General features: G+C 66.8%; 23 protein-coding genes. 13 read left to right on the top strand and 10 right to left on the bottom strand.

Annotated elements, in window-relative coordinates:
• Positions 1–54 precede the first annotated feature (54 nt).
• Complete coding sequence (locus AWC31_RS10605) at positions 55–759, top strand: GAF and ANTAR domain-containing protein (protein WP_085144211.1); 705 nt, start codon at positions 55–57, stop codon at positions 757–759.
• Position 760: 1 nt separating this feature from the next.
• Here AWC31_RS10605 and AWC31_RS10600 read toward each other — a convergent pair whose 3' ends face one another.
• On the bottom strand, positions 761–1,489 hold the full coding sequence (locus AWC31_RS10600) for an STAS domain-containing protein (RefSeq protein ID WP_085144210.1): 729 nt from the start codon (positions 1,487–1,489) through the stop codon (positions 761–763).
• A 134-nt stretch (positions 1,490–1,623) separates the two neighbouring features.
• On the opposite strand from AWC31_RS10600, the gene AWC31_RS10595 reads away from it, so the two are divergent.
• Positions 1,624–2,802: an MFS transporter gene (locus AWC31_RS10595; RefSeq protein WP_085144209.1), complete on the top strand. Its 1,179-nt coding sequence runs from the start codon at positions 1,624–1,626 to the stop codon at positions 2,800–2,802.
• Here AWC31_RS10595 and AWC31_RS10590 read toward each other — a convergent pair.
• On the bottom strand, positions 2,786–4,057 hold the full coding sequence (locus AWC31_RS10590) for a diiron oxygenase (protein WP_085144208.1): 1,272 nt from the start codon (positions 4,055–4,057) through the stop codon (positions 2,786–2,788). The two genes, AWC31_RS10595 and AWC31_RS10590, sit on opposite strands and share 17 nt — an antisense overlap.
• A gap of 118 nt (positions 4,058–4,175) precedes the next feature.
• Between AWC31_RS10590 and cobF the strand changes: the two genes are divergently transcribed.
• Together cobF and AWC31_RS10580 are read left to right on the top strand one after the other, a co-directional pair.
• A complete protein-coding gene (gene cobF, locus AWC31_RS10585) occupies positions 4,176–4,916 on the top strand; it encodes a precorrin-6A synthase (deacetylating) (protein WP_085144207.1) in 741 nt (246 codons plus the stop codon).
• A 6-nt stretch (positions 4,917–4,922) separates the two neighbouring features.
• Positions 4,923–5,312 carry a phage holin family protein gene (locus AWC31_RS10580; protein WP_085144206.1) on the top strand — a complete coding sequence of 130 codons (390 nt, stop codon included), beginning with the start codon at positions 4,923–4,925 and terminating at the stop codon, positions 5,310–5,312.
• On the opposite strand, the gene AWC31_RS10575 is transcribed toward AWC31_RS10580, so the two are convergent.
• The gene (locus tag AWC31_RS10575; protein WP_234816794.1) at positions 5,277–7,019 is read right to left on the bottom strand and encodes an FUSC family protein; all 1,743 of its coding nucleotides are present in this window, start codon (positions 7,017–7,019) and stop codon (positions 5,277–5,279) included. The two genes, AWC31_RS10580 and AWC31_RS10575, sit on opposite strands and share 36 nt — an antisense overlap.
• Before the next feature lie 42 nt (positions 7,020–7,061).
• Here AWC31_RS10575 and AWC31_RS10570 point away from each other — a divergent pair, with 42 nt between their 5' ends.
• From AWC31_RS10570 to AWC31_RS10550, 5 genes are all read left to right on the top strand, one after another.
• Positions 7,062–7,916, top strand: coding sequence for an Fpg/Nei family DNA glycosylase (locus AWC31_RS10570; protein WP_067844055.1), 855 nt, complete (start codon positions 7,062–7,064; stop codon positions 7,914–7,916).
• A gap of 41 nt (positions 7,917–7,957) precedes the next feature.
• Positions 7,958–8,707, top strand: a complete 750-nt coding sequence (locus AWC31_RS10565; RefSeq protein WP_085144204.1) for an SDR family oxidoreductase — start codon at positions 7,958–7,960, stop codon at positions 8,705–8,707.
• A gap of 701 nt (positions 8,708–9,408) precedes the next feature.
• Complete coding sequence (locus AWC31_RS10560; RefSeq protein ID WP_085144203.1) at positions 9,409–9,720, top strand: helix-turn-helix transcriptional regulator; 312 nt, start codon at positions 9,409–9,411, stop codon at positions 9,718–9,720.
• On the top strand, positions 9,686–10,249 hold the full coding sequence (locus AWC31_RS10555) for a hypothetical protein (RefSeq protein ID WP_085144202.1): 564 nt from the start codon (positions 9,686–9,688) through the stop codon (positions 10,247–10,249). The genes AWC31_RS10560 and AWC31_RS10555 overlap by 35 nt, the downstream gene beginning before the upstream one ends.
• Before the next feature lie 84 nt (positions 10,250–10,333).
• Positions 10,334–10,747, top strand: coding sequence for a hypothetical protein (locus AWC31_RS10550; protein WP_207626333.1), 414 nt, complete (start codon positions 10,334–10,336; stop codon positions 10,745–10,747).
• Positions 10,748–10,760: 13 nt separating this feature from the next.
• On the opposite strand, the gene pgi is transcribed toward AWC31_RS10550, so the two are convergent.
• On the bottom strand, positions 10,761–12,410 hold the full coding sequence (gene pgi, locus AWC31_RS10545; protein ID WP_085144201.1) for a glucose-6-phosphate isomerase: 1,650 nt from the start codon (positions 12,408–12,410) through the stop codon (positions 10,761–10,763).
• 50 nt (positions 12,411–12,460) lie between these two features.
• Here pgi and AWC31_RS10540 point away from each other — a divergent pair, with 50 nt between their 5' ends.
• Together AWC31_RS10540 and AWC31_RS10535 are read left to right on the top strand one after the other, a co-directional pair.
• Entirely contained in the window at positions 12,461–13,909 is a 1,449-nt protein-coding gene (locus tag AWC31_RS10540; protein ID WP_085144200.1) for an NAD-dependent succinate-semialdehyde dehydrogenase, read from the top strand.
• Between the two features lie 80 nt (positions 13,910–13,989).
• The gene (locus AWC31_RS10535; protein ID WP_085144199.1) at positions 13,990–16,017 is read left to right on the top strand and encodes an acyltransferase family protein; all 2,028 of its coding nucleotides are present in this window, start codon (positions 13,990–13,992) and stop codon (positions 16,015–16,017) included.
• Here AWC31_RS10535 and AWC31_RS10530 read toward each other — a convergent pair.
• The gene (locus tag AWC31_RS10530; RefSeq protein ID WP_067844861.1) at positions 16,014–16,277 is read right to left on the bottom strand and encodes a chorismate mutase; all 264 of its coding nucleotides are present in this window, start codon (positions 16,275–16,277) and stop codon (positions 16,014–16,016) included. The genes AWC31_RS10535 and AWC31_RS10530 overlap by 4 nt on opposite strands.
• A gap of 234 nt (positions 16,278–16,511) precedes the next feature.
• On the opposite strand from AWC31_RS10530, the gene pcrA reads away from it, so the two are divergent.
• The gene (gene pcrA, locus AWC31_RS10520) at positions 16,512–18,833 is read left to right on the top strand and encodes a DNA helicase PcrA (RefSeq protein WP_085144198.1); all 2,322 of its coding nucleotides are present in this window, start codon (positions 16,512–16,514) and stop codon (positions 18,831–18,833) included.
• Between the two features lie 18 nt (positions 18,834–18,851).
• Positions 18,852–19,454, top strand: coding sequence for an HAD family hydrolase (locus tag AWC31_RS10515; protein WP_234816793.1), 603 nt, complete (start codon positions 18,852–18,854; stop codon positions 19,452–19,454).
• 101 nt (positions 19,455–19,555) lie between these two features.
• Here the strand turns inward: AWC31_RS10515 and AWC31_RS10510 are convergent, their stop codons facing one another.
• Genes AWC31_RS10510 through AWC31_RS10490 form a run of 5 tightly spaced genes read right to left on the bottom strand, consistent with a single transcriptional unit; the run spans position 19,556 to position 24,071 of the window.
• The gene (locus AWC31_RS10510; protein ID WP_085144196.1) at positions 19,556–19,963 is read right to left on the bottom strand and encodes a 4Fe-4S dicluster domain-containing protein; all 408 of its coding nucleotides are present in this window, start codon (positions 19,961–19,963) and stop codon (positions 19,556–19,558) included.
• The gene (locus AWC31_RS10505; RefSeq protein WP_085144195.1) at positions 19,960–21,543 is read right to left on the bottom strand and encodes an FAD-dependent oxidoreductase; all 1,584 of its coding nucleotides are present in this window, start codon (positions 21,541–21,543) and stop codon (positions 19,960–19,962) included. The genes AWC31_RS10510 and AWC31_RS10505 overlap by 4 nt, the downstream gene beginning before the upstream one ends.
• Positions 21,527–22,264, bottom strand: a complete 738-nt coding sequence (locus tag AWC31_RS10500) for an ABC transporter ATP-binding protein (protein WP_085144194.1) — start codon at positions 22,262–22,264, stop codon at positions 21,527–21,529. Before AWC31_RS10500 ends, AWC31_RS10505 begins: the two co-directional genes overlap by 17 nt.
• Complete coding sequence (locus tag AWC31_RS10495; protein ID WP_085144323.1) at positions 22,261–23,115, bottom strand: ABC transporter permease; 855 nt, start codon at positions 23,113–23,115, stop codon at positions 22,261–22,263. Before AWC31_RS10495 ends, AWC31_RS10500 begins: the two co-directional genes overlap by 4 nt.
• On the bottom strand, positions 23,112–24,071 hold the full coding sequence (locus AWC31_RS10490) for an ABC transporter substrate-binding protein (protein ID WP_085144193.1): 960 nt from the start codon (positions 24,069–24,071) through the stop codon (positions 23,112–23,114). The genes AWC31_RS10495 and AWC31_RS10490 overlap by 4 nt, the downstream gene beginning before the upstream one ends.
• Positions 24,072–24,189: the final 118 nt, after the last annotated feature.

The raw sequence follows: 24,189 nt of genomic DNA, 5'->3' as shown, positions 1-24,189 counted from the left end.
AGACTGCATATACCTCTGCGACGACGGTCGCCGTGCGGGATCGGAGCCACGCCCATGTCGGAAAGCCGTCACCAGGTCATCGCCCTGCAGGTCGCTGACCTGATCCGCGACATTCAGCAGAATCCGCCCACCGACATCGACGCAGCGCTCACCGAGCTCACCGAAAGCGGCGTGACCTACATCCCCGCCGCCCAGCACGGCGGCATCACCATCGCCTCCAGCGACGGCAAGCTGCACACCGTGGCCGCGACGAGCGAGATCGCGACTCTTCTCGACAAGATCCAGCAGCGCTGCGGCGAAGGCCCGTGCCTCACCGCGGCATGGGAACAACACGTCACCAAGATCGACGACGTCGAGATTGAACAGCGGTGGCCCGCCTATTGCCGGGACGCCCGCGAGGAAACCCCGGTCAGGTCGATCATGGCGTTCCAGCTCTACGCCGACAACAAGACCATGGGCGCCTTGAACTATTACGCCGAAGAGCCATATGCGTTCGATGCGGACGCGATTGAGGCGGGGTTGATCGTTGCGACGCATACCGCGCTCGCCTGGAACCTGCTGCGCCGTGACCAACAATTCCGCAGCGCGCTGGCATCTCGCGACATCATCGGCCAGGCGAAGGGAATGATGATGGAGCGCTACAAGATCGATGCCGTGCAAGCGTTCGAGGTGCTCAAGAAGCTCTCGCAGAGTTCCAACACGCCACTGGCCGAGGTCGCCCGCGAAGTCATTCAGTCAGAACACCCGGTCGCCGACTGATTCAGAGGCGGTTTTCGGGGCCGATCAGCGCCCAGACTATTTTGCCGGTCGTGGTCGGCGTGCTGCCCCAGGCGCGAGCCACCGCGGCCATCACCGCCAGGCCGGATACCGCGACGGCGCCATGATAGGGGTTCTCGTGCCGGACAGCGGGGGCCCGGCTGTTGTCCTCGACGGCGATCGCGACGGTGTCACCTCTGCTCTCCGCGACCAGGTGAGGCGCGCTCTGCGTGTGTTCCAGCACGTTCTCGACGAGGACGTCGACGATTATCGACGCCACCGGGATCAGGTCAGGGTGCCACCAGGTCAACAACCATTCGATGACGAGCTCACGCGCCCGGTGCAGGCTGGAGTGCACGGCAGGCAAAGAGGCGTCGGCACGCTGACTCGGTTGCCCACGGCCCTCGTAAGCCGCGCAAGCCGATTCGACCGTCGGATACACCGGAACGTGACGCGTGATGCCCGTGCGGGCGATGCGCCCGCGGCTGCGGTCGTCCTGGCAGGCCAGGGTCACCGGCACGTCCGGCCACATGCTGACGTGCCAGCGGGCGCTGGTGAACACCGACCACGCCGAGCGCACCGGGACCTGAAGGTCGGTGACATCGACGATGACCGCATCGGGTCCGCTCAAGGCGCACTCGATGACGGAGTCGCGCAACGGTAGATAGGTCGTGTCGTCGAGAATTCCGTCGAAGGCCAAGACGCTGGAGTTGCCCAACGTGTGCGCCGACATCGCAATCGGACTCTCCGCTCCAGCCACTCCGATCCTCCATCGCATCCCTAGCGAGGCCTGGCAGCTGATCGAGTACCCGCAATTCGCGCTTCGACAACCCTCTCGACACAACGAATTCGAGGCATTATTTCGGGGTGCCCATCGCCTGGCTCACCCGCAACGTCCGGGTGCTATCGGCGGTGTCGTTTCTGCAAGACACCGCAAGCGAACTCCTCTATCCGCTACTGCCAATCTATTTGACGTCGGTGTTAGGAGCCCCGCCCGCGGTGGTGGGTGCCGTCGAAGGCGCTGCCGAGGGCGCGGCCGCGATGACGAAACTCGCGGCGGGTCCGTTGGGGGACCGGTTCGCGAAGCGGCCACTGATCGCGACGGGTTACGGGATGGCGGCGCTCGGCAAGGTCATGGTCGCGGCAGCAGGCGCGTGGCAGGGCGTGCTGGCCGGTCGCGTGGTCGACCGCCTCGGCAAGGGGATCCGCGGCGCGCCGCGCGACGCCCTGCTGGTCGCCGATGTCGATGCCGCGGCACGCGGCAGGGTGTTCGGATTTCACCGCGCCATGGACAGTTTCGGCGCAGTGCTCGGGCCGCTGCTCGGCTTGGTCGGGTACGAGTTGCTCGACCACCAGATCGCGCCGCTGTTGTGGGTCGCGATCGTGCCCGCGGTGCTGAGCGTCGCCCTGGTGTTCCTGGTATCCGAACATCGGCGAGAGACGCCGCGCAGAGACCGCCAGCCGGTTTTCGCTCGGGTGCATGATCTGCCCGGTCGATACTGGCGGGTGACGGCCGTCCTCGTCGGCTTCGGACTGGTGAACTTCCCGGACGCGCTGTTGTTGTTGCGGCTCAACGGGATCGGCTTCTCAGTCGTCGAGGTCATCCTGGCCTACGTCACCTACAACGCGGTCTACGCGGTCGCGAGCTATCCGGCCGGCCTGCTGGCCGACCGGATCGGCCGGGTACCGGTGTTCGGGATCGGGCTCGTGTTCTTCGCGGTCGGCTACGCCGGTCTCGGGATGACGTCCGACCCTGTGTTCGCGTGGTTGCTGATCGGTGCGTACGGCATGTTCACCGCGTGCACCGACGGTGTCGGCAAGGCCTGGATCTCGTCACTGGTCGGCTCGGATCTGCAGGGCAGCGCGCAGGGAGTGTTCCAGGGTCTCAGTGGTTTCGCCGTGCTCGCGGCGGGGGTGTGGGCCGGGCTGCTGTGGGGTGCCGTGCCCGGCGAGCCGGGGCAGCTGCCCCTGCTGGTCTCCGGAATCGCCGGGGGCGTGTTCGCCGTCGCGCTCCTCGTGGCCGCGGTGGTCAGCCCGCGACGGTGATCTCGACGTCGTCGAGCGGGAACGGCGGTTCACCCACCCCGGCGATCGAGAACGTGCCCTGCGCGGTGCGTTCGGTGATCCGCGCGTCGACGGTCCGCGACCCGATGGTCAGCCGCACGGGTCCGGCACCGGCGGGCATGTCGCCGTCGAGGATCGAACCCTGCCAGCGGTAGCGGCCGTCGATCGGGCCCAGATGCCCCGTGAGCAATACCCGCACCGCGTGCTCACGCTCGGCGGCGTGCACAACGGCGGGCCCCTCGTAAACGTCCTCGTCCATCGACGGCTCGGCACCGGGCTCCAACGCAATACGTCGCCGCCAGTTGATCTTCGGCCGGTGACCGGCATCCTGCGGCAGGAACCCGCTGCGCCGCCACATCCGGCGGCCGATGCGGCCCATCAGGCCGACCTCTTCGAGGAACGCCGCCAGTGGCGCGAACCCGGCGATCTGGACCTTCTGGCGATGTGCACTGGCGCGGGCCATGCGACGCGCGGCGCGTGCGTCCAGGCCGACGCGCTGGTACTGCACCTTGTTGGTGAACAGGTACCGGAAGAACAGCCCGCCGACGCCGTTGAGGTTGCTCACCCACACGCGGGTGATCCACGGCATCGTCGGCGTGCGCTTGCGCAGACCGTCGCGGGCGAACTGGATGTGGCGCGCCTCTTCGGTGACGTGAATGCGCATGAGACGCTGCACCATTGGCTGCAGGTCAGGATCGTCCATCATCTGGCGCTGCAGCGAGTCGAAGATCTCCTCACCGATCAACGCGGCCACCCACAGGACCGAGCCCTGGAACATGAACGGCAGCGAATTGATGATCATGCGCTGATAGAGCCGAGGCCGCACCGGCTTGGCGCCGATCTTGTCGATCGCCTTGCCGAACATCACCATGTGCCGGGTCTCGTCGCCGAGTTCGGTGAGCTCGTAGTGGGTCGACCGGGCCGTCGGATCCTGATGCATCATCTTGCGCAGCAGCGCCTGATTGAGGATGTTCTCGAACCAGATGCCCGCCGACAGCGTGTTGGTCAGTTCTTGACGGGACAACTCGATCTGCTGCTCGCGGGACATGCTGTCCCACAACGGTGTTCCGTACAGGGATACCACCCTGGGCGGCAGGTAGAACTTGTCGGGATCCAGCGGCGCATCCCAGTCGATGTCGACGATCGGTGCGTATGACTTCTTGACCGAACCTTTGAGGAGGCGTTCGGAGAACTCGTCGCGCGTGGCGGCGTTGGTCGCCCTTACCGAGGCTGTCACCCTTGACGTCCCTTCGTTGACGTTTCGCCCTTCGAACGTAAGTACCCGCAACACAAGATGTCAATACCCGGGGTATCGGATACTTTGGGTACTTTCCGGCGGCGGCTAACCTTCGCATGTGCGTCGCATCCATGTCATCGGAATCGGGGCCGGCGATCCGGGCTACGTAACCGCACAAGCCGTTTCCGCGTTGAACGACACGCAGGTGTTCTTCGCGATGGACAAGGGCCAGTCGAAAGACGAACTCGTCGCACTGCGCCGATTGATCTGCGAGCGGTTCATTCGCGAGCCCGGCTACCGGTTCGTCGAACTACCCGACCCCAAGCGCGCCGAAGAGGGCGAGTACCGCCAGATCGTGGCGGATTGGCACGCCGAGCGGGCCCGGATCTGGGCGCACGCCATCGAGACCGAACTCGGCCCCGACGGCACCGGGGCTTTCCTGGCGTGGGGTGACCCGTCGCTCTACGACAGCACCTTGCGGATCCTGGAAAAAGTGGCCGAGCACGTGGACTTCGAGTACGACGTGATCCCCGGCGTCACCGCGATCCAGGCCCTCACCGCGCGCCACCGCATCCCGCTAAACGACGTCGGCGAGCCGGTCCTGATCACGACGGGCCGCCGGCTCCGGGAACAGGGCTTGTCGGGCAGTGCCGTGGTGATGCTCGACGCCGACTGCTCGTTCCGCAGTTGCGCACCGCAGACCCGCATCTGGTGGGGCGCCTATCTCGGCACCCCGGACGAGCTGTTGATCGCGGGCACGGTCGGAGAGGTCGGCGATGAAATCGCCACGGTCCGCGCCGAAGCCAGAAACCGCCACGGCTGGATCATGGACACCTACCTGCTGCGGTCGGCAGACTGATCACCCATGGGCTCATTTCTGCTGCGCGCCGCATTGACCGGATTCGCGCTCTGGGTGGTCACTCTCATCGTTCCCGGGATGAGCTTTGTCGGCGGCGACTCGACTCTGACACGGGTCGGCATCATCTTCGTCGTCGCGGTGATCTTCGGTCTGGTCAACGCGATCATCAAGCCGATCGTGCAGATCCTGTCGATCCCGCTCTACATCCTCACGCTCGGCCTGATCCACATCGTGATCAACGCACTGATGCTGTGGATCACGTCGTGGATCACCGAGCACACCACACATTGGGGTTTGCAGATCGACGACTTCTGGTGGACCGCCATCTGGGCCGCGATCGTGTTGTCGATCGTGAGCTGGCTACTGTCCTTCGTCCACCGCGCGGCGCAGAGCTGACACCTCGTCGGCGAGCGCGGCAGCGGTATCGCCCGCAGCCTTGACGTCGCCGTCGTGTTCGAGTGCCCAGCACGCCGCCAGCGTGCGATAGGCGACCTGTTCGGTCGACACCACCGTCGGCCACATACGTTCGGCCGCAACGCGTTGCGCGGCCGAACCGCCGGTCGCGGCATCGTAGGCCGGCAGCAGCGCCATCGCGCGCAGTTGCAGATCACGGCGGTCGGCGCGGGCCGCCGGTGTCGTGGCGTCGCCCGCGGCGAGGTGGGGCAGTGTCGCGCCGATCGTGTCGACTGTCGCGGAGATGGTGCTGGACAGCCCGCGCTGTGTGCGCAGTCGTTGGGTCGACCAATATACGAAAAGCGCCACCGCACAACCGATCACGGTGTCGCCGCCACGCGCGAGGAGCAATTCGCCGAGCTCGGCGACGGGCGCGCCGCCCGAGGCGATGGTCAGCGCGGCCGGCGTGATGAACACGACGGCGAGCGTGTAGTTGCGCACGACGTACATCTCGATGACGAACTGCAGCGCGCCGATCGTCAGGGCCAGCCACAGCCCTTGCGGGTGTAGCGCGAGGATCACCCCCGCCACACCGAGCCCGAGCAGGGTGCCCACCCCGCGTTCGATACCGCGCAACACGGTGCGCAGCCAGTCGAAGCCCTGATGCAACATGAGCACCGCGGCGGCCATGGCCCAGTAGGCGTGGTTCATCGTCAGAGCGGACGCGATCGCGCCCGAGATCGCCACCGCGATGCCCGCCTGCACGGCCAGTTGCAGTGACACCGAACCGGGTGTGATCGCGCGCCGCAGCAGTTGCCACGCACTCGGCCTGCCGAGCGGAACCCCTTCGGCGCCATGCTCATCGGTGATCGCATCGGCGGGAATCGTCGCGAGATGGCGGGCCAGGTCGGCGGCATCGGCCGGCGGGGCCTGGCCCGTGTCGGCGGCCCGCATCGCCGTGGCGAACAGCACGTGCAGCCGACGGTTCACGACCCGTAACCGGTACAGGGCGCGGTCAGGTTTGGGCTGCACCGGCTGGAAGTTCACGAGCGTGACCCATGCGGTGTGCAGCAGCATCGCGGCCCGGTGGCGTGCCTGCGCCTGTGCGTCCGCGTCGGAACCGATGCTGTCGACGTAAGCAGCGACGGCCGCCGCGGCCGCGGCCACCGCCGCCCTCTCCGGTCCGCGGGGCCGCACGAGCGCACCGATCATGTGGACACACCACGCGAACGCGCCGCCCGCGAGCACGAGCGCCGCCAGGCGGCCGGGGCTCAGATGCGACGCGGCCTGCACTCCGGTGCCCGCGGCGCACGCGAGCACGAACATGTAAGCACCTGGCGGTCCGACAGCCAGTGCATGGCATACGAGAACCGCCAACATCGCGATCACGGTCACGGTGACGATCGCGAGCCACGCCGTCTGCGCCGCCCAGTCGCCGAGTGCGACGGCGGCCGCGAAACACACCGCGATCACGCCGAGGTAGACACCGCGGTTGAGGTAGGGGCGGCCGCTGCCGTACAGCGACGTGAACCCACCGATCGTGGCGATCAGCCCGGCTGCGGTGTCGCCGGCCGCCCAGCCGACAAGAACCGGAACGGCCATGCAGATGCCGGCTCGCAGCGCGAACGGCCACCGGCGGGGCACCTTGTTGATCACGAAGATGGTGCGCAGCGGGTTGGCAACCGGCTTGGGCGCTTGCCGATCGGACATGGTTACCAGCATGCTCGGCGACGGGCTGACACACTGGGAGGCATGCCCGAACTGCCCGAGGTCGAGGCGTTGGCCGACCATCTGCGCCGGCATGCGGTCGGACGGGTGGTCACCCGCGTCGACGTATCGGCACTCTCCGTCCTCAAGACGTTCGACCCACCGATCACCGCGTTGCACGGCGAGACGGTCACCGATGCTGCCCGCTGGGGCAAGTACTTGGGGCTGCAGGCCGGATCGCAGTGGCTGATCACGCACCTGTCGCGCGCCGGGTGGCTGCGGTGGTCGGACAAATTGGCACCGACGCCGCTCAAGCCGGGTAAGGGGCCGATCGCGCTGCGCGTGCACTTGGGTGACGGCGTCGGGTTCGACTTGACCGAAGCGGGCACCCAGAAGCGGCTTGCGGTGTGGGTGGTTTCCGATCCTCTCGATGTGCCGCAGATCGCGTCGCTCGGTCCCGATGCGCTGTCATTGGATTCCACCGGGCTGGCCGCTGTGCTGGCGGGGCAGTCCGGACGGCTCAAGACCGTCATCACCGATCAGAAGGTGATCGCGGGGATCGGAAACGCCTACAGCGACGAAATCCTGCACGTGGCCAAGCTTTCGCCGTTCGCGACAGCTGGGAAACTGACCGACGCGCAGCTCGCCTCCCTGCACGACGCGATGATTTCGGTGCTCACCGACGCGGTGTCGCGGTCGGTGGGACAGCAGGCCGCGACGTTGAAGGGCGAGAAGCGGTCGGGGTTGCGCGTGCACGCCCGCACCGGGCTGCCGTGTCCGGTGTGCGGTGACACCGTGCGCGAGGTGTCGTTCGCCGACAAGTCGTTCCAGTACTGCCCGACGTGCCAGACGGGCGGCAAGGTACTCGCGGACCGCCGGATGTCACGTCTGCTCAAGTAGGCGAGTTCTTGACAGTTGTCTAACCCGGTTATCCTGCTGCGGTGACCCGTCAGAAGATCCTCATCACCGGCGCCAGCTCGGGCTTGGGCGCCGGTATGGCCCGTCAATTCGCTGCCAAGGGCCGCGACCTGGCGTTGTGCGCGCGCCGCACCGACCGGCTCGACGAGCTCAAGGCCGAACTGGCCGACCGGCATCCGTACATCAAGATCGCCGTCGCGGCGCTCGACGTCAACGACCACGAAGCCGTGCCGAGGGTGTTCGGCGAGATGTCGGAGGAAATCGGCGGCATCGACCGGGTCATCGTCAACGCAGGCATCGGCAAGGGTTGGCCGCTCGGTGAGGGCAAGCCGTGGGCCAACAAGGCCACGCTCGAAACCAACTTGATCGCCGGGTTGGTGCAGATCGAATCCGCGCTGGAGATGTTCAAGAAGTCCGGCAGCGGCCACTTGGTGCTCATCTCATCGGTGCTCGGCAATACCGGTGTGCCCGGTGGCAAGGCCGCCTACTGCGCGAGCAAGGCCGGCATGACGTCCTTGGGCGAGTCCTTGCGCGCCGAATACGACAAGGGCCCGATTCGGGTCACGGTCATCGAGCCCGGCTACATCGAATCCGAGATGACGGCTCGCGCCAACTCGACCATGCTCATGGTGGACAACGAGACCGGCGTGCGCGCGATGGTCGAGGCCATCGAGAAGGAGAAGGGCCGCGCGGTCGTGCCGCGTTGGCCGTGGGCGCCGCTGACACAGGTGATGCGGCTGCTGCCGCCGAAATACACCAAGCGCTTCGCCTGAGTTCTCTCAGCGCGGATTCTCTCGGCGCAGCACTCTCTCCGCCGGGAGGTATTGGCTCTGCCCGCCTACGAGCGACAATGTCGCGGAAAACGCCTCTTGTGCACCACAGGCCACGGCAGTCCCGCATGCCCGATCACTCTTGACTCTCCGACCTCATGAGCAACAGTGGCCTCGTGATTTCGGCTGCCCGGCTACCAGCGACAAAGTCGCTACGCAGGGCGGGCAGTGCCTGATCGGACGTATCGGCCGCTCGCGGTCGTCTCGTCACGGTCGTCCGGGGCGCCACCGCTCGCTTACGCACGCCGCTTACGCACGGGGGCGCGCTGTCGCGATCCGCGACCATCCCTACACACGCGGGCAGGAACGTCCACGGCATTACTCAGCGACAAAGTCGCGCATAGCCGGGCAGCCCGATTTCCGTTGTGCAAGTGACTGATTGGGCCCATGGGGTACAAGAGTTCAGCGACGCGAGGCTGCTGAGGCTGATGTTGCCTAGGAGGCGGTTTCCGCGACTTTGTCGCGCATAGGCGGGCGGGACGACACCTCCCGCCCCGAGTCGGTCAGATCCCGCCCCGAGCCGGTCGCATCCGCCCAGCCGAGTCGCGAGGCCGTCGTACCGCCAACCGGTCTCGTCGGCCAGAAACCCAGCAGAGGCGCACGCAGGGTTGACATTTTGTTGGGTTTTCCTAACAATCAGTTGCATGAGTCCGGTGAGACGTGGGGACAACCTCCCGATTCACAACCGTATCGGCGTGCTACGCGCGGAGCGGAGGATGACGCGCGCCGAACTCGCGGCGCTGATCAACGTGAATCCGCAGACGGTCGGCGCTTTGGAACGGGGCGATCATTACCCGAGCCTCGACCTGGCTTTCCGGATCTGCGATGTCTTCGGCCTGCCGGTCGAAGCCGTCTTCTCACGCGAAGCATTCACCCCACTGTCCGCCGAGGTCTACGGAAACAGGACACGAGCGGAAGGAAATGACGAAGATGTCTCGACCGAACACACAGGCTGACCCGACCCTGCTCGATCGCTATCAGGACTATCGCACTCGGCGGTTCCTCAAACACGAACGCACATACGCCAATTCGTTGCCCGGCTGGCGAAACAAACGCCGACGGCGAATCCTCGTCGGCTGGCTGGCCGCGACGTTCGCGTTCATGTTCGCCGTGGCGGTGCTGTGCGCGTTCGGCGTGAAATGGGCTCCGTTGTTGTGGCTTCCGGCGTGCCTCGCGTTCTTTCCGGGGTGGACCGCACTGCAGATCGTGTCCGGGCGACGCGGCGACGCTCCGCAGGCCGCGTTGGACGAATACGAGATCGCGCAGCGCAACAGCGCCCGATCGATCGGGCTGACCGTGACACAGAATTTGATGTTGATCCCGATCGCGTACCTGATCTTCGGGGCGGTGATCACCGGCGGCGCCGATGTCGACATGGCCTACGCGGGTGGTCTCATGGCGCTGACGGTGTTGCTCGTCGGCGGTTGCACGCCCGCGATGATCCTGGGCTGGACGCGCACCGATCCGGACCTCGAAAATCTATAAACCTGCTATCTATGTGGCCTGTGTCGCAGGAAAACAGATCGCAGGGTGGTTTTGACTTCCGGGAGTCGTGGGTAGACGGGAGTCATGATGGCAAAACTTCTCACCCCAATGTTCTTTGCAGGCGCTGCCGCGGGAGCGGTGGCATTCGCACCCATCGCGATGGCTGAGCCGGCTCCGCCGCCGCCGTGCGTCAACGCCGACGGCACGCCGTGTGCGGATCTCGGCACTGCCGGACCAGGTGGGGCCACTGGCCAGATTCCTGGCGGACCTGGTGGCACAGCCGGCCCGGGTGGCGCCAGCGGCGCCATTCCCGGTGGACCGGGCGGTGCGGCCGGACCTGAGGGCGCGACCGGCGTGATCCCCGGTGGGCCTGGTGGGACAGCAGGCCCGGGCGGCGCAACCGGCTCGATCCCCGGCGGCCCGGGCGGCACGGCCGGACCTGGCGGAGCCAGCGGCTGCATCCCGAACGTCGGATGCGCCACCATCCCCGCCCCGTAAGTCCTGAACGCGCTCAGGCGCTTCGACCGCGCTCCACTCGGTAGCGACGGACCAGGGCATCGGTGGAACCATCGGACTGCTTGGCCGGTGACGCCTCAGCGGTGATCACCGGCAGCAGTGCCTTTGCCTGGGTCTTGCCGAGTTCGACACCCCATTGATCGAACGAGTCGATACCCCAGATGACGCCTTCGGTGAACACCTGGTGTTCGTAGAGCGCGATCAGCTGGCCGACCACCGACGGCGTCAACTTCGTAGCGAGGATTGACGTCGTCGGGCGGTTGCCCGGCATCACCTTGTGCGGTACCACGCCGGCCGGAGTCCCTTCGGCCGCAATGGCTTCCGCCGTCTTGCCGAATGCCAGGACCTGGGTCTGCGCGAAGAAGTTGCTCATGAGCAGGTCGTGCATGCTGCCGGTGCCGTCTGCGGTCGGCAGGTCATCAGTGGGCTGGGAGAACCCGATGAAGTCGGCGGGGATCAATCGCGTGCCCTGGTGCAACAGCTGGTAGAAGGCGTGCTGCCCGTTGGTTCCCGGTTCGCCCCAATAGATTTCGCCGGTGTCGGTGGTGACGGGCGTTCCGTCGGCGCGCACCGACTTGCCGTTGGATTCCATGGTGAGCTGCTGCAGATACGCTGCGAATCGCGACAGGTCGTTGGAATACGGCAGCACCGCCCGTGATTGCGCGCCAAAGAAATTCGAGTACCACAGCCCGATCAGCCCGAGCAGTGCCGGCGCGTTCTCGGCCAAGGGTGCGGTGCGGAAATGCTCGTCGACGAGGTGGAATCCGGCCAGGAATTCAGCGAATCGCTCGCGGCCGATCACGGCCATCACCGACAGCCCGATCGCCGAATCCACCGAGTAGCGACCGCCGACCCAATCCCAGAAGCCGAACATGTTGTCGGTGTTGATGCCGAACTCGTCGACGAGCTTCTTGTTCGTCGACACGGCCACAAAGTGCTTCGACACCGCCGCGTCGCCGAGCTTGTCGGTTAGCCAACGGCGCGCCGCCGTGGCGTTGGTCAAAGTTTCCAGCGTCGAGAACGTCTTCGATGCCACGATGAAAAGCGTTGTGGCCGGATCGAGTCCGTCGAGCTTGGCCACCAGGTCGGCCGGGTCGACGTTGGACACGAACCGTGCCGAGATGCCCGCGTCGGCGTAGTGCCGCAGCGCGTCGTAGACCATCACGGGTCCGAGATCCGAACCGCCGATGCCGATGTTGACGACGGTCGTGATCCGCTCGCCCGTCGCGCCCGTCCACTCGCCGCTGCGCAGGCGATCGGTGAAGTCGCCCATGCGGTCCAGCACCTCGTGGACGTCGGCGACCACATCCTGGCCGTCCACGGTCAGCGAGGCATCGGCCGGGAGGCGCAGCGCGGTGTGCAGCACGGCGCGATCCTCAGAAGTGTTGATGTGCTCACCGGCGAACATCGCGTCGCGGCGCGCCTCCAACCCGGCGGCGCGGGCCAGATCGACCAGCAACTCCAGGGTTCTGCGCGTGACGCGGTGCTTGCTGTAGTCGATGTAGAGGTCGCCGACCGTCAGTGCCAACTCGGTTCCGCGCGAGGCATCCTCGGCGAACAACTCCGTCAGATGCTTGTTGCCGATGTCGTCGAAGTGGCTCGCCAGGGCCTGCCACGCGGGAGTTGAGGTGATGTCAGCACTCATTCTCACGACCTTAGTGCGGTGCTCGTTTCGAAGGTGTACATGATTGATGTATGCACATTGAAGACCTGATTTCATCCGTGCCCACCGGATTGTGGATCGGCGGTGAGGAACGCGAAGCCTCGTCGACGTTCAACGTGCTCGACCCCAGTGACGATCAGGTGATCACCGCCGTGGCCGACGCCACCGCCGAGGACGCAGTCGCCGCATTGGACGCCGCATGCGCGGTGCAGGCGGAGTGGGCCGCGACCGCGCCGAGAGAGCGTGGCGAGATTCTGCGGGCGGTGTTCGAGAAGATCAAGGAACGCGCCGACGACATCGCCGCGCTCATGACTCTCGAGATGGGCAAGGTGCTCGCCGAGAGCAAGGGCGAGGTGGCCTACGGCGGCGAGTTCTTCCGCTGGTTCGCCGAGGAGGCCGTACGCATCGGCGGCCGCTACACCCCGGCGCCTGCGGGCACGGGCCGCATCATCGTGACCAAGCAGGCCGTCGGCCCGTGCTATGCCATCACGCCGTGGAACTTCCCGCTGGCCATGGGCACTCGCAAGATGGGCCCGGCCTTTGCCGCAGGTTGCACCATGATCGTCAAGCCCGCCCAGGAAACCCCGCTGACCATGCTGCTGCTGGCCAAGCTCATGGACGAGGCCGGCCTGCCCAAGGGCGTGCTGTCGGTTCTGCCGACGAGCAATCCACGTGAGGTCACCGGTGCGCTGATCGACGACGGCCGGCTGCGCAAGCTGACCTTCACCGGCTCGACCGGTGTCGGCAAGGCGCTCGTCAAGCAGTCGGCGGACAAGCTGCTGCGCACGTCGATGGAGCTGGGCGGCAACGCGCCGTTCATCGTGTTCGACGATGCCGATGTGGACGCGGCCGTCGACGGGGCGATCCTGGCCAAGATGCGCAACGGCGGCGAGGCCTGCACCGCGGCCAACCGGTTCCACGTCGCCAACGCGGTGCGGGAGGAGTTCACCGAGAAGCTCGTCAAGCGGATGAGCGAATTCACCCTCGGCAAGGGCATCGAGCCGTCGTCGACGTTGGGCCCGCTGATCAATTCCAAGCAGGTCGCCACAGTCACCGAGCTCGTGTCGGACGCGGTGTCGCGCGGCGCGACGGTCGCGGTGGGCGGCGTCGCACCCGGCGGCCCCGGCAACTTCTACCCGGCCACCGTGCTGGCCGATGTGCCCGCCGACGCGCGCATCCTCAAAGAAGAGGTGTTCGGGCCGGTCGCGCCGATCACCGGATTCGACACCGAGGACGAAGGCGTCGCGTCCGCCAACAACACCGAATACGGCTTGGCGGCATACGTTTACACGCGGTCGCTGGACCGCGCGTTGCGGGTGGCCGAGGCCATCGAGTCCGGCATGGTCGGTATCAACCGCGGCGTCATCTCGGATCCGGCCGCGCCGTTCGGCGGCATCAAGGAGTCCGGGTTCGGCCGCGAGGGCGGTACCGAGGGCATCGAGGAGTACCTCGACACCAAATACATCGCGTTGACGAAGTAGAGACACAGGCGCGCCTTCCCGATCCGGCGCCGAGCCGCCCTTAGACTTTGGTGCTCGGACGCCAGACGGGAGGGCATGACGTGACTGCGCCGACAGTCCGTGCTGCCAGTCTTGCCGCTCGCCGAAGTCGGACCGTTCCCGCCCGTCGGGACATCCCCGCGCTCGACGGCATCCGCGCGATCGCCGTGCTGCTGGTACTGGCCAGTCATGGGGGAGTCCCCGGTGTGGCGGGCGGGTTCATCGGCGTCGACGTCTTCTTCGTGCTCAGCGGGTTCCTGATCACCTCGCTGCTGCTGGACGAGTACGCCAGGACCGACCGGATCGACCTCAAGGGGTTCTGGATCCGCCGCGCTCGCCGGTTGCTGCCCGCGATGCTCGTGATGACGCTGGCCGTGGTCGCGGTGCGTGACCTGTTCCCGCCCGACGCCGTGACATCACTGCGCGACGACGCCGTCGCCGCATTCTTCTGGATTGCCAACTGGATCTTCGTCGCTCAACAGGCCGACTACTTCTCGCAGGGCGCCCCGCCATCGCCGCTGCAGCACACGTGGTCGCTCGGCGTCGAAGAGCAGTACTACATCGTCTGGCCGCTCCTGTTGGTGGCCGTCGCGCTGCTGCTGCGTCGTCGCTCGGCGCGCACGGTCCGCATCGCGGTGTTCGTACTCGCCGCCGCCGGTGCGGCCGCGTCGGCCGCCGCGTCGATCCTGTTCGTCAACGACGCCACGCTCAATCGCATCTACTTCGGCACCGATACCCGAGCGCAGGCCCTGCTCATCGGTGCGGCGGCGGCCGCCCTGTTGGTCCGCGACTGGTCGGTGCTCACGGTCTCGGGCACGCTGATCCGTACCCGGTGGCGGCGCTGGATCGCGTGGCTCCTGCCGGTTCCTGGCATTGGGGTGCTCGCGGCCGCCGCGCACCTTGCGACCGGCGATGTCAGCGACTTCCGGCACGGCCTGCTGATCGCCGTCGCGCTCGGCGCGGTTCTGGTCGTCGCGCCCGTCGCGCTCGATCAGGACGGGTACGTGGCCCGGGTGCTGGCGTGCCGTCCGCTGGTCGCGCTCGGTGCCATCTCGTACGGCGTGTACCTGTGGCACTGGCCGATCTTCTTGATCCTCAACGGTGAACGCACCGGGCTGACGAGCTGGTCGCTGCTGGCCGTGCGGTGTGCCGTGACGATCGGGGTGTCGTGGTTGTCGTGGTGGCTGATCGAACAACCCGTGCGGCGCTGGCGTCCTCAGCATGTGCCGATGCTGCCGCTCGCGGCCGCCACGGTGGCCACCGCGGCCGTCGTCACCATGACCGTCATGCCCGTCACCACCCGGCCCAGTGAACCCGCGGGACCCGACGTCATGTCCACCGCGCTGACGCAGGCCGACGTCGGGGCCGAGGTCCCCGTTCCCATCGGAGCGCCACCCGTCCGTCGCGATCCCGGCACCCAGACCGTCGCCGTGTTCGGCGACTCGATCGCCTGGACGTTGATGCGCTACCTGCCGAAGACACCCGGCTTCAGCTTCAGCGACTACACGACGATCGGCTGCGGTATCGCGCGCGGCGGGCCGTACCGGTCAGCGGGCGAGACCCTCAACCAGAAACCGGAATGCGACACCTGGCCCGAACGCTGGTCGCAGCGGATCAAACACGACCGACCCGACACCGTGCTGTTGATGATCGGCCGCTGGGAGATCGTCGACCGTATGCGCGGGGGTGAGTGGACCCACATCGGCGACGACGACTACGACGAATACCTCAGCGGTGAACTGCAGCGGGCAGTGGACATCCTCGGCTCGACCGGCGCGCGCGTCGTCGTGACCACAGCGCCCTACACAAGGCGCGGCGAGCGGGCCGACGGCAGCCTGTACCCGGAAGACCGGCCGGCGCGGGTCGAGGAGTGGAACTCACTGCTGCGTGACGTCGTGGGCAAGCGACCCAACGTCACGGTGCTGGACTTCAACGCCAAGCTCAACCCGGACGGCGAATACACCACGCGCGTCGACGGGATCCGGATGCGCAGCGACGGCGTGCATCCGACCGCCGAGGCCGTGAAATGGCTGACGCCGTGGCTGGTGGATTCGCTCAAGCCGAAGAAGCAGGGCCGCGGCGGGCGCTAGTGCCCCAACCGCCCACGGCCGAGCCGCAGCAGCAGCATGGCCAGGTCTTTACCCTCGGGGCCGAGCACGCTGTAGCGCTCGATGACCTTCATCTCGCGGCTGTGCACGAGACGGGTCCCGCCGGAGGCCATGCGGGCTTTACCGATCTCCTTGGAGACCTCGGTACGCCGCTGGATCGCGGCCAGGATGGTGGCGTCGAGTTCGTCGATCTCCCGACGCAGGTCATCGATGTCAGGCACGGAGTCGATGGTCTCAGTCATGATGGGCTCCTCGTTGTGTGGGGGTCTCATCCGGCTTCGGGCCTCACACAAGAGACGAGCCCCGGATCCGGAATGCGGACCGCGGGGCTGATAGGGAGGCAGCTAGACCACGGGCACCGCTGGCCGGTACCCGTAGAAAAATCGCCTCTGCTCTGTGAGCACTCATCGAGTGTGCCATTTGCTGCCGCGCCTGCGCAAAGAATGTCGGAGCCCGGCGGTAAGTTTGAACACAAGATGACGCTCGCGACCGAAACCGATGAACTCCTCTCGGACCTGCTCCAAGGCCTGAACCCGCAACAACGCCAGGCGGTGCTGCATGAAGGGTCGCCGCTGCTGATCGTCGCCGGCGCCGGGTCGGGCAAGACGGCGGTGTTGACGCGGCGCATCGCCTACCTGCTGGCCGCGCGTGAGGTGGGCGTCGGCCAGGTACTCGCGATCACGTTCACCAACAAGGCCGCCGCGGAGATGCGGGAACGTGTCGTGCAGCTGGTCGGGCCGCGGGCGCGGTCGATGTGGGTGTCGACGTTCCACTCGACGTGCGTGCGCATCCTGCGCAACCAGGCTTCGCTGTTGCCGGGGCTCAACTCGAACTTCTCAATCTACGACTCCGACGATTCACGGCGCCTGCTGATGATGATCGGCAAGGACATGGGGCTCGACACCAAGCGGTATTCGCCGCGGTTGTTGGCCAACGGCATCTCCAACCTCAAGAACGAGCTCATCGGCCCGGAGCAGGCGGCCGCCGAGGCCTCGGAGGCGGCCGAGGAGATGGCCGGCATCATCGCCGAGGTCTACGGCGAGTACCAACGCAGGCTGCGGGCAGCCAACGCGCTGGACTTCGATGACCTGATCGGTGAGACGGTCGCCGTGCTGCAGGCCTTCCCGCAGATCGCCCAGTACTACCGCAGGCGCTTCCGCCACATCCTGGTCGACGAGTACCAGGACACCAACCATGCGCAGTACGTCCTGGTGCGCGAGTTGGTCGGCCATCACCTCGACGAGAACGACGGCGTGCCGCCTGCCGAACTGTGCGTGGTGGGCGATGCCGACCAGTCCATCTACGCGTTCCGCGGCGCGACGATCCGCAACATCGAGGACTTCGAACGCGACTTCCCCGACGCGACCACCATCCTGCTCGAACAGAACTACCGCTCGACGCAGACGATCCTCAACGCCGCCAATGCCGTCATCGCGCGCAACGCGGGCCGGCGCGAGAAGCGACTGTGGACCGACGCCGGGGAGGGCGAGCTGATCGTCGGCTACGTGGCCGACAACGAGCACGACGAAGCACGGTTCGTGGCCGACGAGATCGACGCACTGGCCGACCGCGAAGGCTTCTCCTACAACGACATGGCGGTGTTCTACCGCACCAACAACTCGTCGCGTGCGCTCGAAGAGGTCTTCATCCGCGCGGGCATTCCCTACAAGGTCGTCGGCGGTGTGCGGTTCTACGAACGCCGCGAGATCCGCGACATCGTCGCCTATCTGCGGGTGCTCGACAATCCGGGTGACTCGGTCAGCATGCGCCGCATCCTCAACACTCCACGCCGCGGCATCGGTGACCGCGCCGAGGCGTGCGTGGCGGTCTACGCTGAGAACACCGGGGCGAGTTTCAACGATGCCCTGCAGGCCGCGGCCGAGGGCCGGGTGCCGATGCTCAACACGCGCTCGGAGAAGGCGATCGCATCGTTTGTGCAGATGCTCGACGGGCTGCGGGCCAAGCTCGACGACGAGCTCGGCGATCTGGTCGAGGCCGTGCTGGAACGCACCGGATACCGGCGTGAGCTGGAGTCCTCCAGCGATCCGCAGGATCTCGCCCGGCTCGACAACCTGAACGAATTGGTTAGCGTCGCACACGAATTCAGCACCGACCTGGCGAATGCTCAGGCGCTCGCCGAGGACGAGCCGGTCGACGAGGACATCCCTGACACCGGCGTGCTCGCGCAGTTCCTGGAGCGGGTCTCGTTGGTGGCCGACGCCGACGAACTTCCCGAGGAGGGCGCCGGCGTGGTGACGATGATGACGCTGCACACCGCCAAAGGTCTGGAGTTCCCCGCGGTGTTCGTCACCGGCTGGGAGGACGGCATGTTCCCGCACATGCGGGCGCTGGGCGATCCGACCGAACTGTCCGAGGAACGCCGGCTGGCCTACGTCGGGATCACCCGCGCGCGGCAGCGGCTCTACCTGAGCCGGGCCAAGGTGCGCTCGTCATGGGGTCAGCCGATGCTGAACCCCGAATCCCGTTTCCTGCGGGAGATTCCGCAGGAGCTCATCAACTGGCGACGGGTCGAACAGCCCTCGTCTTCGCTGAGTGCACCCATGGGAAATGCCGGCCGCTACGGCACACCCCGCCCGTCACCGGCCCGGCCCGCCGCGGCGCGCAACCGTCCGGTGATCACGCTGGAACCCGGCGATCGGGTGACCCACGACAAGTACGGTCTCGGTCGCGTGGAAGAGGTCTCCGGGGTCGGCGAATCCGCGATGTCGTTGATCGACTTCGGCAGTGCCGGTCGGGTCAAATTGATGCACAATCACGCTCCGGTGCAAAAGCTCTGAGTTCCGATGCACCGCGGGATGCGATGCGTTGTGTTCGATGTCGGCGAGACCCTGGTTGACGAGAGCCGGATGTGGGCGGATCTCGCTGAGCAGGCTGGCGTGCCTGCGGCCATCGTGTCCGACGTACTGGCGGCAGTGATTTCGCGCGGCGAACACCACACTCGGGTCTGGGATGTCCTCGGGGCGGATCCTCCCGAGCGGAGGCCGGTAATCGAACCGCGCGACCTCTATCCCGATGCACTCGACTGCGTTGCTGCGGTTCGAAGCTGCGGGCTCTCGGTCGGCATCGCCGGCAACCAACCTGAGGGTGTCGACAACCTACTACGTGCCGCGGGACTGGAGGCCGACTTCATCGGGTCCTCGGCCGCATGGGATGTGTCGAAACCTGATCTGGCTTTCTTCAGGCGATTGGTCGATGAAGCTGGGATGCCTGCGCCCGACATCCTCTATGTAGGTGACCGACTCGACAACGATGTCCTGCCTGCCCGTGCAGTTGGGATGCGGACGGCTCACATTCGGCGTGGCCCATGGGGCTTCATGCATGCGAAACTTCCCGAGGTCGCGCTCGCCGATCTGCGGGTGGATTCCCTGAGCGAACTTGCGGCTCTCCTTGTGCTTTGAAGACATCCTGAGTCGGGGCGCATATGGGTCTCAAACCCGATATCGCATGTGATATCGCGTTTCAGAAGTGGTTGTGCCTTCGGGCGAGCGGTGCCGAGCGATTACCTCGTCGGATGGTTCCAGGGAGATTTCACGACCGCGGCGGGCACCGGTAGACCCGCTTCGGGCAGCGGCGGAACTGACGTCAGCACCGGGTTCTGGTCGCGACGGGAGCCCGGCGTGCGGCCCCGGCCCCAGCCGACCAATTCCCGATAGTCACCGAACAGCCCGGCACGGGTGACCGCGTCCTCGGAGGCGTGCGGGCTGCCCGGCTCGACTGGCACCGACACCGGCGAGACGTACAGGGCGTCGGTGGGGCAGTAGGCCTCGCACATGAAGCAGGTCTGGCAGTCCGACTGTCGTGCGATCACCGGTATGCCATCGGCGCCGCGGTCGAACACGTCGGTGGGGCACACCTTGACGCAGATGTCGCACGCGATGCAGGCAGCCGAGCTGACGATCTCGATCACGCGACCGCCTCCGACGAGATCAGTTGGGGTGCAACCGGATCGTCGGCAGTCCACACCGAATCCAGTCCGCCGACGAGGATACGGTGATCGAACCGCTCGTCACTTCCGGTGATGTCCTCGCGGCGGTGCAAGCCACGGCTCTCGGCGCGGGCCAGCGATGCTGCGGTGATCCATCGGGCGGCCGCCACGAGCGCGACGGCTTGGCGCGGTTTGTACGAATCCCGTGGCGCCACCGGCGCGAACCCCTCGGCGATGTCACGCCACACGTTGTCGAGGGCGGCCGCCGACGCCGCAAGACGCTCGGACGACTTCAAATAGCTGCGTGACGGCGGCAGGATATGCGCCTGGACGGCACGCACCACCTCCTCGACGGCCGGGGCGCCCGGGCGTGCCGGACGACTGGGCCCATCGGAGACCACCGGCCCGGCCGTGCGACCCCGACTGAACTCCGCGGCGCCGCGGCCGGCGAAGGTGCCCGACGCGATCGCCCACGACCCGTTGCGGCTCCCCCCGCCGGACAGCGAGCCGGTGATGAGCTCGCGCGTCGCGGCGTCGCCGGCCGCGTACAGGCCGGGAACCGTTGTCGCGCAATCGGGCCCGGTCAGGCGCAGCCCACCGGTGCCGCGTACGGATCCTTCGTAGACCATGCGGATCGGGTACGCGGTCAAGAACGGGTCGATGCCGGCCTTGTCGAGCGGCAGGAAGTAGTTGGGCTGCGCGTCGCGCATGGTCTGGCGGATGTGTTCGGGTGCGCGGTCCAGCCGGGCGAACACCCGCTTGCCATGGGCCAGTGCCCACTGGGCATCCTGTCGTCCGCCGAGCCCGAGTTGCGTCGGGAACGGCTGGCCGTCCTCGTCGTAGAAACTGGCCCACTGCAGCATGCGGCCCTTGGTGTGGGTGCCCCATTCGGGTGCGAGTGCGTAGGCCGAACAGAACTCCATGCCGGACAGCTGGGCACCGTGTTCGGCGGCCATCAGCAGGCCGTCGCCGGTGTTGACGTTGGTGCCGAACGTGCCGGACAGAAACGCCGTACCGCCGGTTGCCAATACGACGGCCCCGGCGTGAATCCGCCACGGCCGTCCGCCCTCCTGTCGCGCGATGCCGGTGGCGCCGTTGACGACACCGTCGGCGTCGGCGGTCAACTCGAGCGCGGGATGGTGGTCGAGGATGCGCACCCCGCTGCGATGAGCCTTGCGCCGCATACGACGCATGTACTCGGGTCCTTGCAGGCTGCTGCGCATCGGCCGGCCGTCAGCTCCGATCGGAAACGGGTATCCCCATTGGGCCAGCTGCTCGATGCGGTCCCACGACGTGGCGAGCACGCGAGACATCCACTCCGAGTCGGTGATGCGCCCGGCCGCCCGCTCGCGCTCGCGGATCGACTCCTCGCGGCGCGGGCCGGGCGCGATGAGCCACAGATTGTTGCCGCCCGCCGCCGTCGCCCCGCTCGTACCGCAATAACCCTTGTCTACGAGGGTGACCCGGCTGCCGGACTCCGCCGCCGAGATCGCGGCCCACGTCGCGGCCGGACCGCCGCCGATGACCAGGACATCGGCTCGGTCCTCATCGACTCCGGTCATGGCCGACCTCCTCGCGAACCCCGAGTTCGGCCAGCAGGACGCGACGCAGCTCGTCGAAGCCCGCGTCGCCACGACTACGCGGGAACGGCAACTCGACCTGCCGGTCCAGCGACACGTGGCCTTCGGAGAGCACCACGACACGGTCGGCGAGCAGGATGGCCTCATCGACATCGTGAGTGACGTGCAGTACCGCCATGTGCCGGCGTGCCCACAGCTCGTGCAGCAACCGGTACATCTTGAGCCGTGTGAGTGCGTCCAACGCGCCGAACGGTTCGTCGAGCAGTAGCAGGTCTGGTTCACGGACCAGTGCCCGGGCCAGCGAAACCCGTTGGGCCTCACCGCCGGACAGTGACAGCGGCCACGCCTTGACCTTGTCTGCCAGACCGACCTCGTCCAGCGCGGCCCGGCCGCGGTCCGTACGGCTGGGCGCATCGGGGCCGGCATCGGGTAGTGCGAACGTGACGTTGGCCAGGGCGCGCCGCCATGGCAGCAGCCGCGGGTTCTGGAACACGACGGCTCGTGACCGCGGCACCACCACCGACCCGGTGACCTGATCGTCGAGCCCGGCCAGCACCCGAAGCAGCGTGCTCTTGCCGGACCCCGAGCGGCCCAGCATCGCGACGAACTCGCCGTCGTCGATGTGCAAGTCGAGATCGCACAGTACCTGCTGGGGCCCAAATGCCCGGTGAAGCCCGCTGACCTTGACGACCGGCGAACTCATGAGACGCCGTCAAAGCCGTTGCGCCAGGACAACAGCAGCCGTTCGAGAACGCGTACGAGGGTGTAGGAGAGCAGGCCCGCGACCGCGTAGATGACGATCACCAGCAGGGAGACGTCGAACTGCAGATTCGTCTGGGCGCGCGACATCAGGAACCCGATGCCTTCGGTGGTGTTGATCATCTCGGCGAAGATCAGGCTCAGCCACGCACTGGACAGCCCGAGACGTAGCCCGACAAGGAAATTCGGCATCGCACCGGGCAGGATCACCTGCGTGATCAGCGTGCGCCGCGGAGCCTCGAGAGTTTGTGCCATCTCCACCAGTTGACGGTCGACGCCGCGGATCCCGGAATAGGTGTTGATGTAGATCGCGATGGCGACGCCCGTGGTGATGAGCACGATCTTGGGACCCTCGCCGATGCCCATCCAGATGATGAGAAGCGGTGTGAGCGCGAAATTCGGTACGGCCTTGAGGATCTGCATGGTCCAGTCGAGCAGATCCTCGCCGGTGCGGGTGAGCCCCGCGACGACGGCGAGCAACACGCCGATCACGATGCCAAGGACGGTCCCGGTGAGCACCCGTGTCGCCGATGCGCCGACATGCGTCGCGAGTTGGCCGTCGACGAGCAGCCGCCACGCGGTGGTCGCCACCTCGCTCGGCGGCGGAAACAGGTCGGGGTCGAGCAGTGCGGTGACCGATCCGATGGCCCATGCCGCGAGGATCAGCACGGGGCCCAGCAGCCGGCGGACCGGCCGGGGAATGCGCGACCACAGCCCTTTTCGGCCGTGTCGTCCGGAGACGACCTCGATCAGTTCGGGCTTCGGCGCCGCGGTGACCTCAGGGGCGAGCGTCATGATTTCGCACCCGCCCACTCGCGCACGGAGTACTCGTTGTCGAACGAGCCGTCGGCGTTGAGGAAGTTGTAGGCCGCCTCCAGCTGGTTCAGCCCCACCTCGGGGAACGGCTCGGTGTTGAACTCCTCGGCGCGCGTCGACTTCTGCACGAATTCGAGTTCGGTGCCGTCGGTTTCGGCAACCCAGGCGAGATAGTCGTCGAAGTTCTCGTTGATGTCGCGGTTGACCGCGGTGACGGCTTGCTGCCAAGCGCCGGCGAATTCGGGGTGCTGATCGGTGAACGACGTCAGGGTGATGTTCGTCCCGGTGCTGCCGAACCCGTGCCGCGACAGGCTGTCAATGACGGGAAAGCCCTTGGATTGCAGCTCTATTGCGCTGGCGCCGGTGACCACGGTCGCGTCGATCTGTCCGGAACTCAGCCCGGCGATGGATTCGGGCGTCGGCACGTCACGCACCTGGATCTTGCCCGTCAAGCCCGCGGTGTCGATGAGTTGGCGCGCGGCCCGGTCGCGGATCGTGCCTTGCGGCGCGGTGACGGATTTGTCGACCAGCCCCTGGATATCGGTCGGCCCGCCCTTCGCGCCGACGATCCAGGCGTCGCCGTTGATCGAATCAAGGGACAGCAGAACTACTTTCGCGTCCCTGCTGCGGGCGCGAAGCGCCGGGTTGTCGCCGACCGCGGCGACGTCGATCGCGCCGGCGAACAGTGCCGAGACCACGTCACTGCCGGACTGGAAGAACGAGTACTCGATCTTGTCGACGCCCGCGGCCTTGAGCTGTTCGGCGAGGATGCCTTCGCGATCGCCCCATCCCAGGGATCCGGCCGGGGTTCCCGTGACCGACGTGGCCCCGATCCGCAGGGTGTACCCGGCGGAACCGCTGTCGTTGCCAGAGCACGCGACAGCTGTTGCGGCCATTGCCAATACGAACACGATGCGCAATATGCGGCTGAACATGGGAGCGGGCCTCCGGAGGGGTGTCATGGCGTGAACACACGCGAATCCGCCCCAGTAGACGCCTGCGCCCGAATTCGGGTCGACGGTTTGGATCAGGCTGACCGGAAGCTGTGAACCC

It is taken from the genome of Mycolicibacterium wolinskyi, from assembly GCF_002101965.1.
Lineage (GTDB): Bacteria > Actinomycetota > Actinomycetes > Mycobacteriales > Mycobacteriaceae > Mycobacterium > Mycobacterium wolinskyi.
The sequence above is the reverse complement of the archived record's forward strand: the minus strand, read 5'-3'. Positions and strand labels throughout refer to the sequence as shown.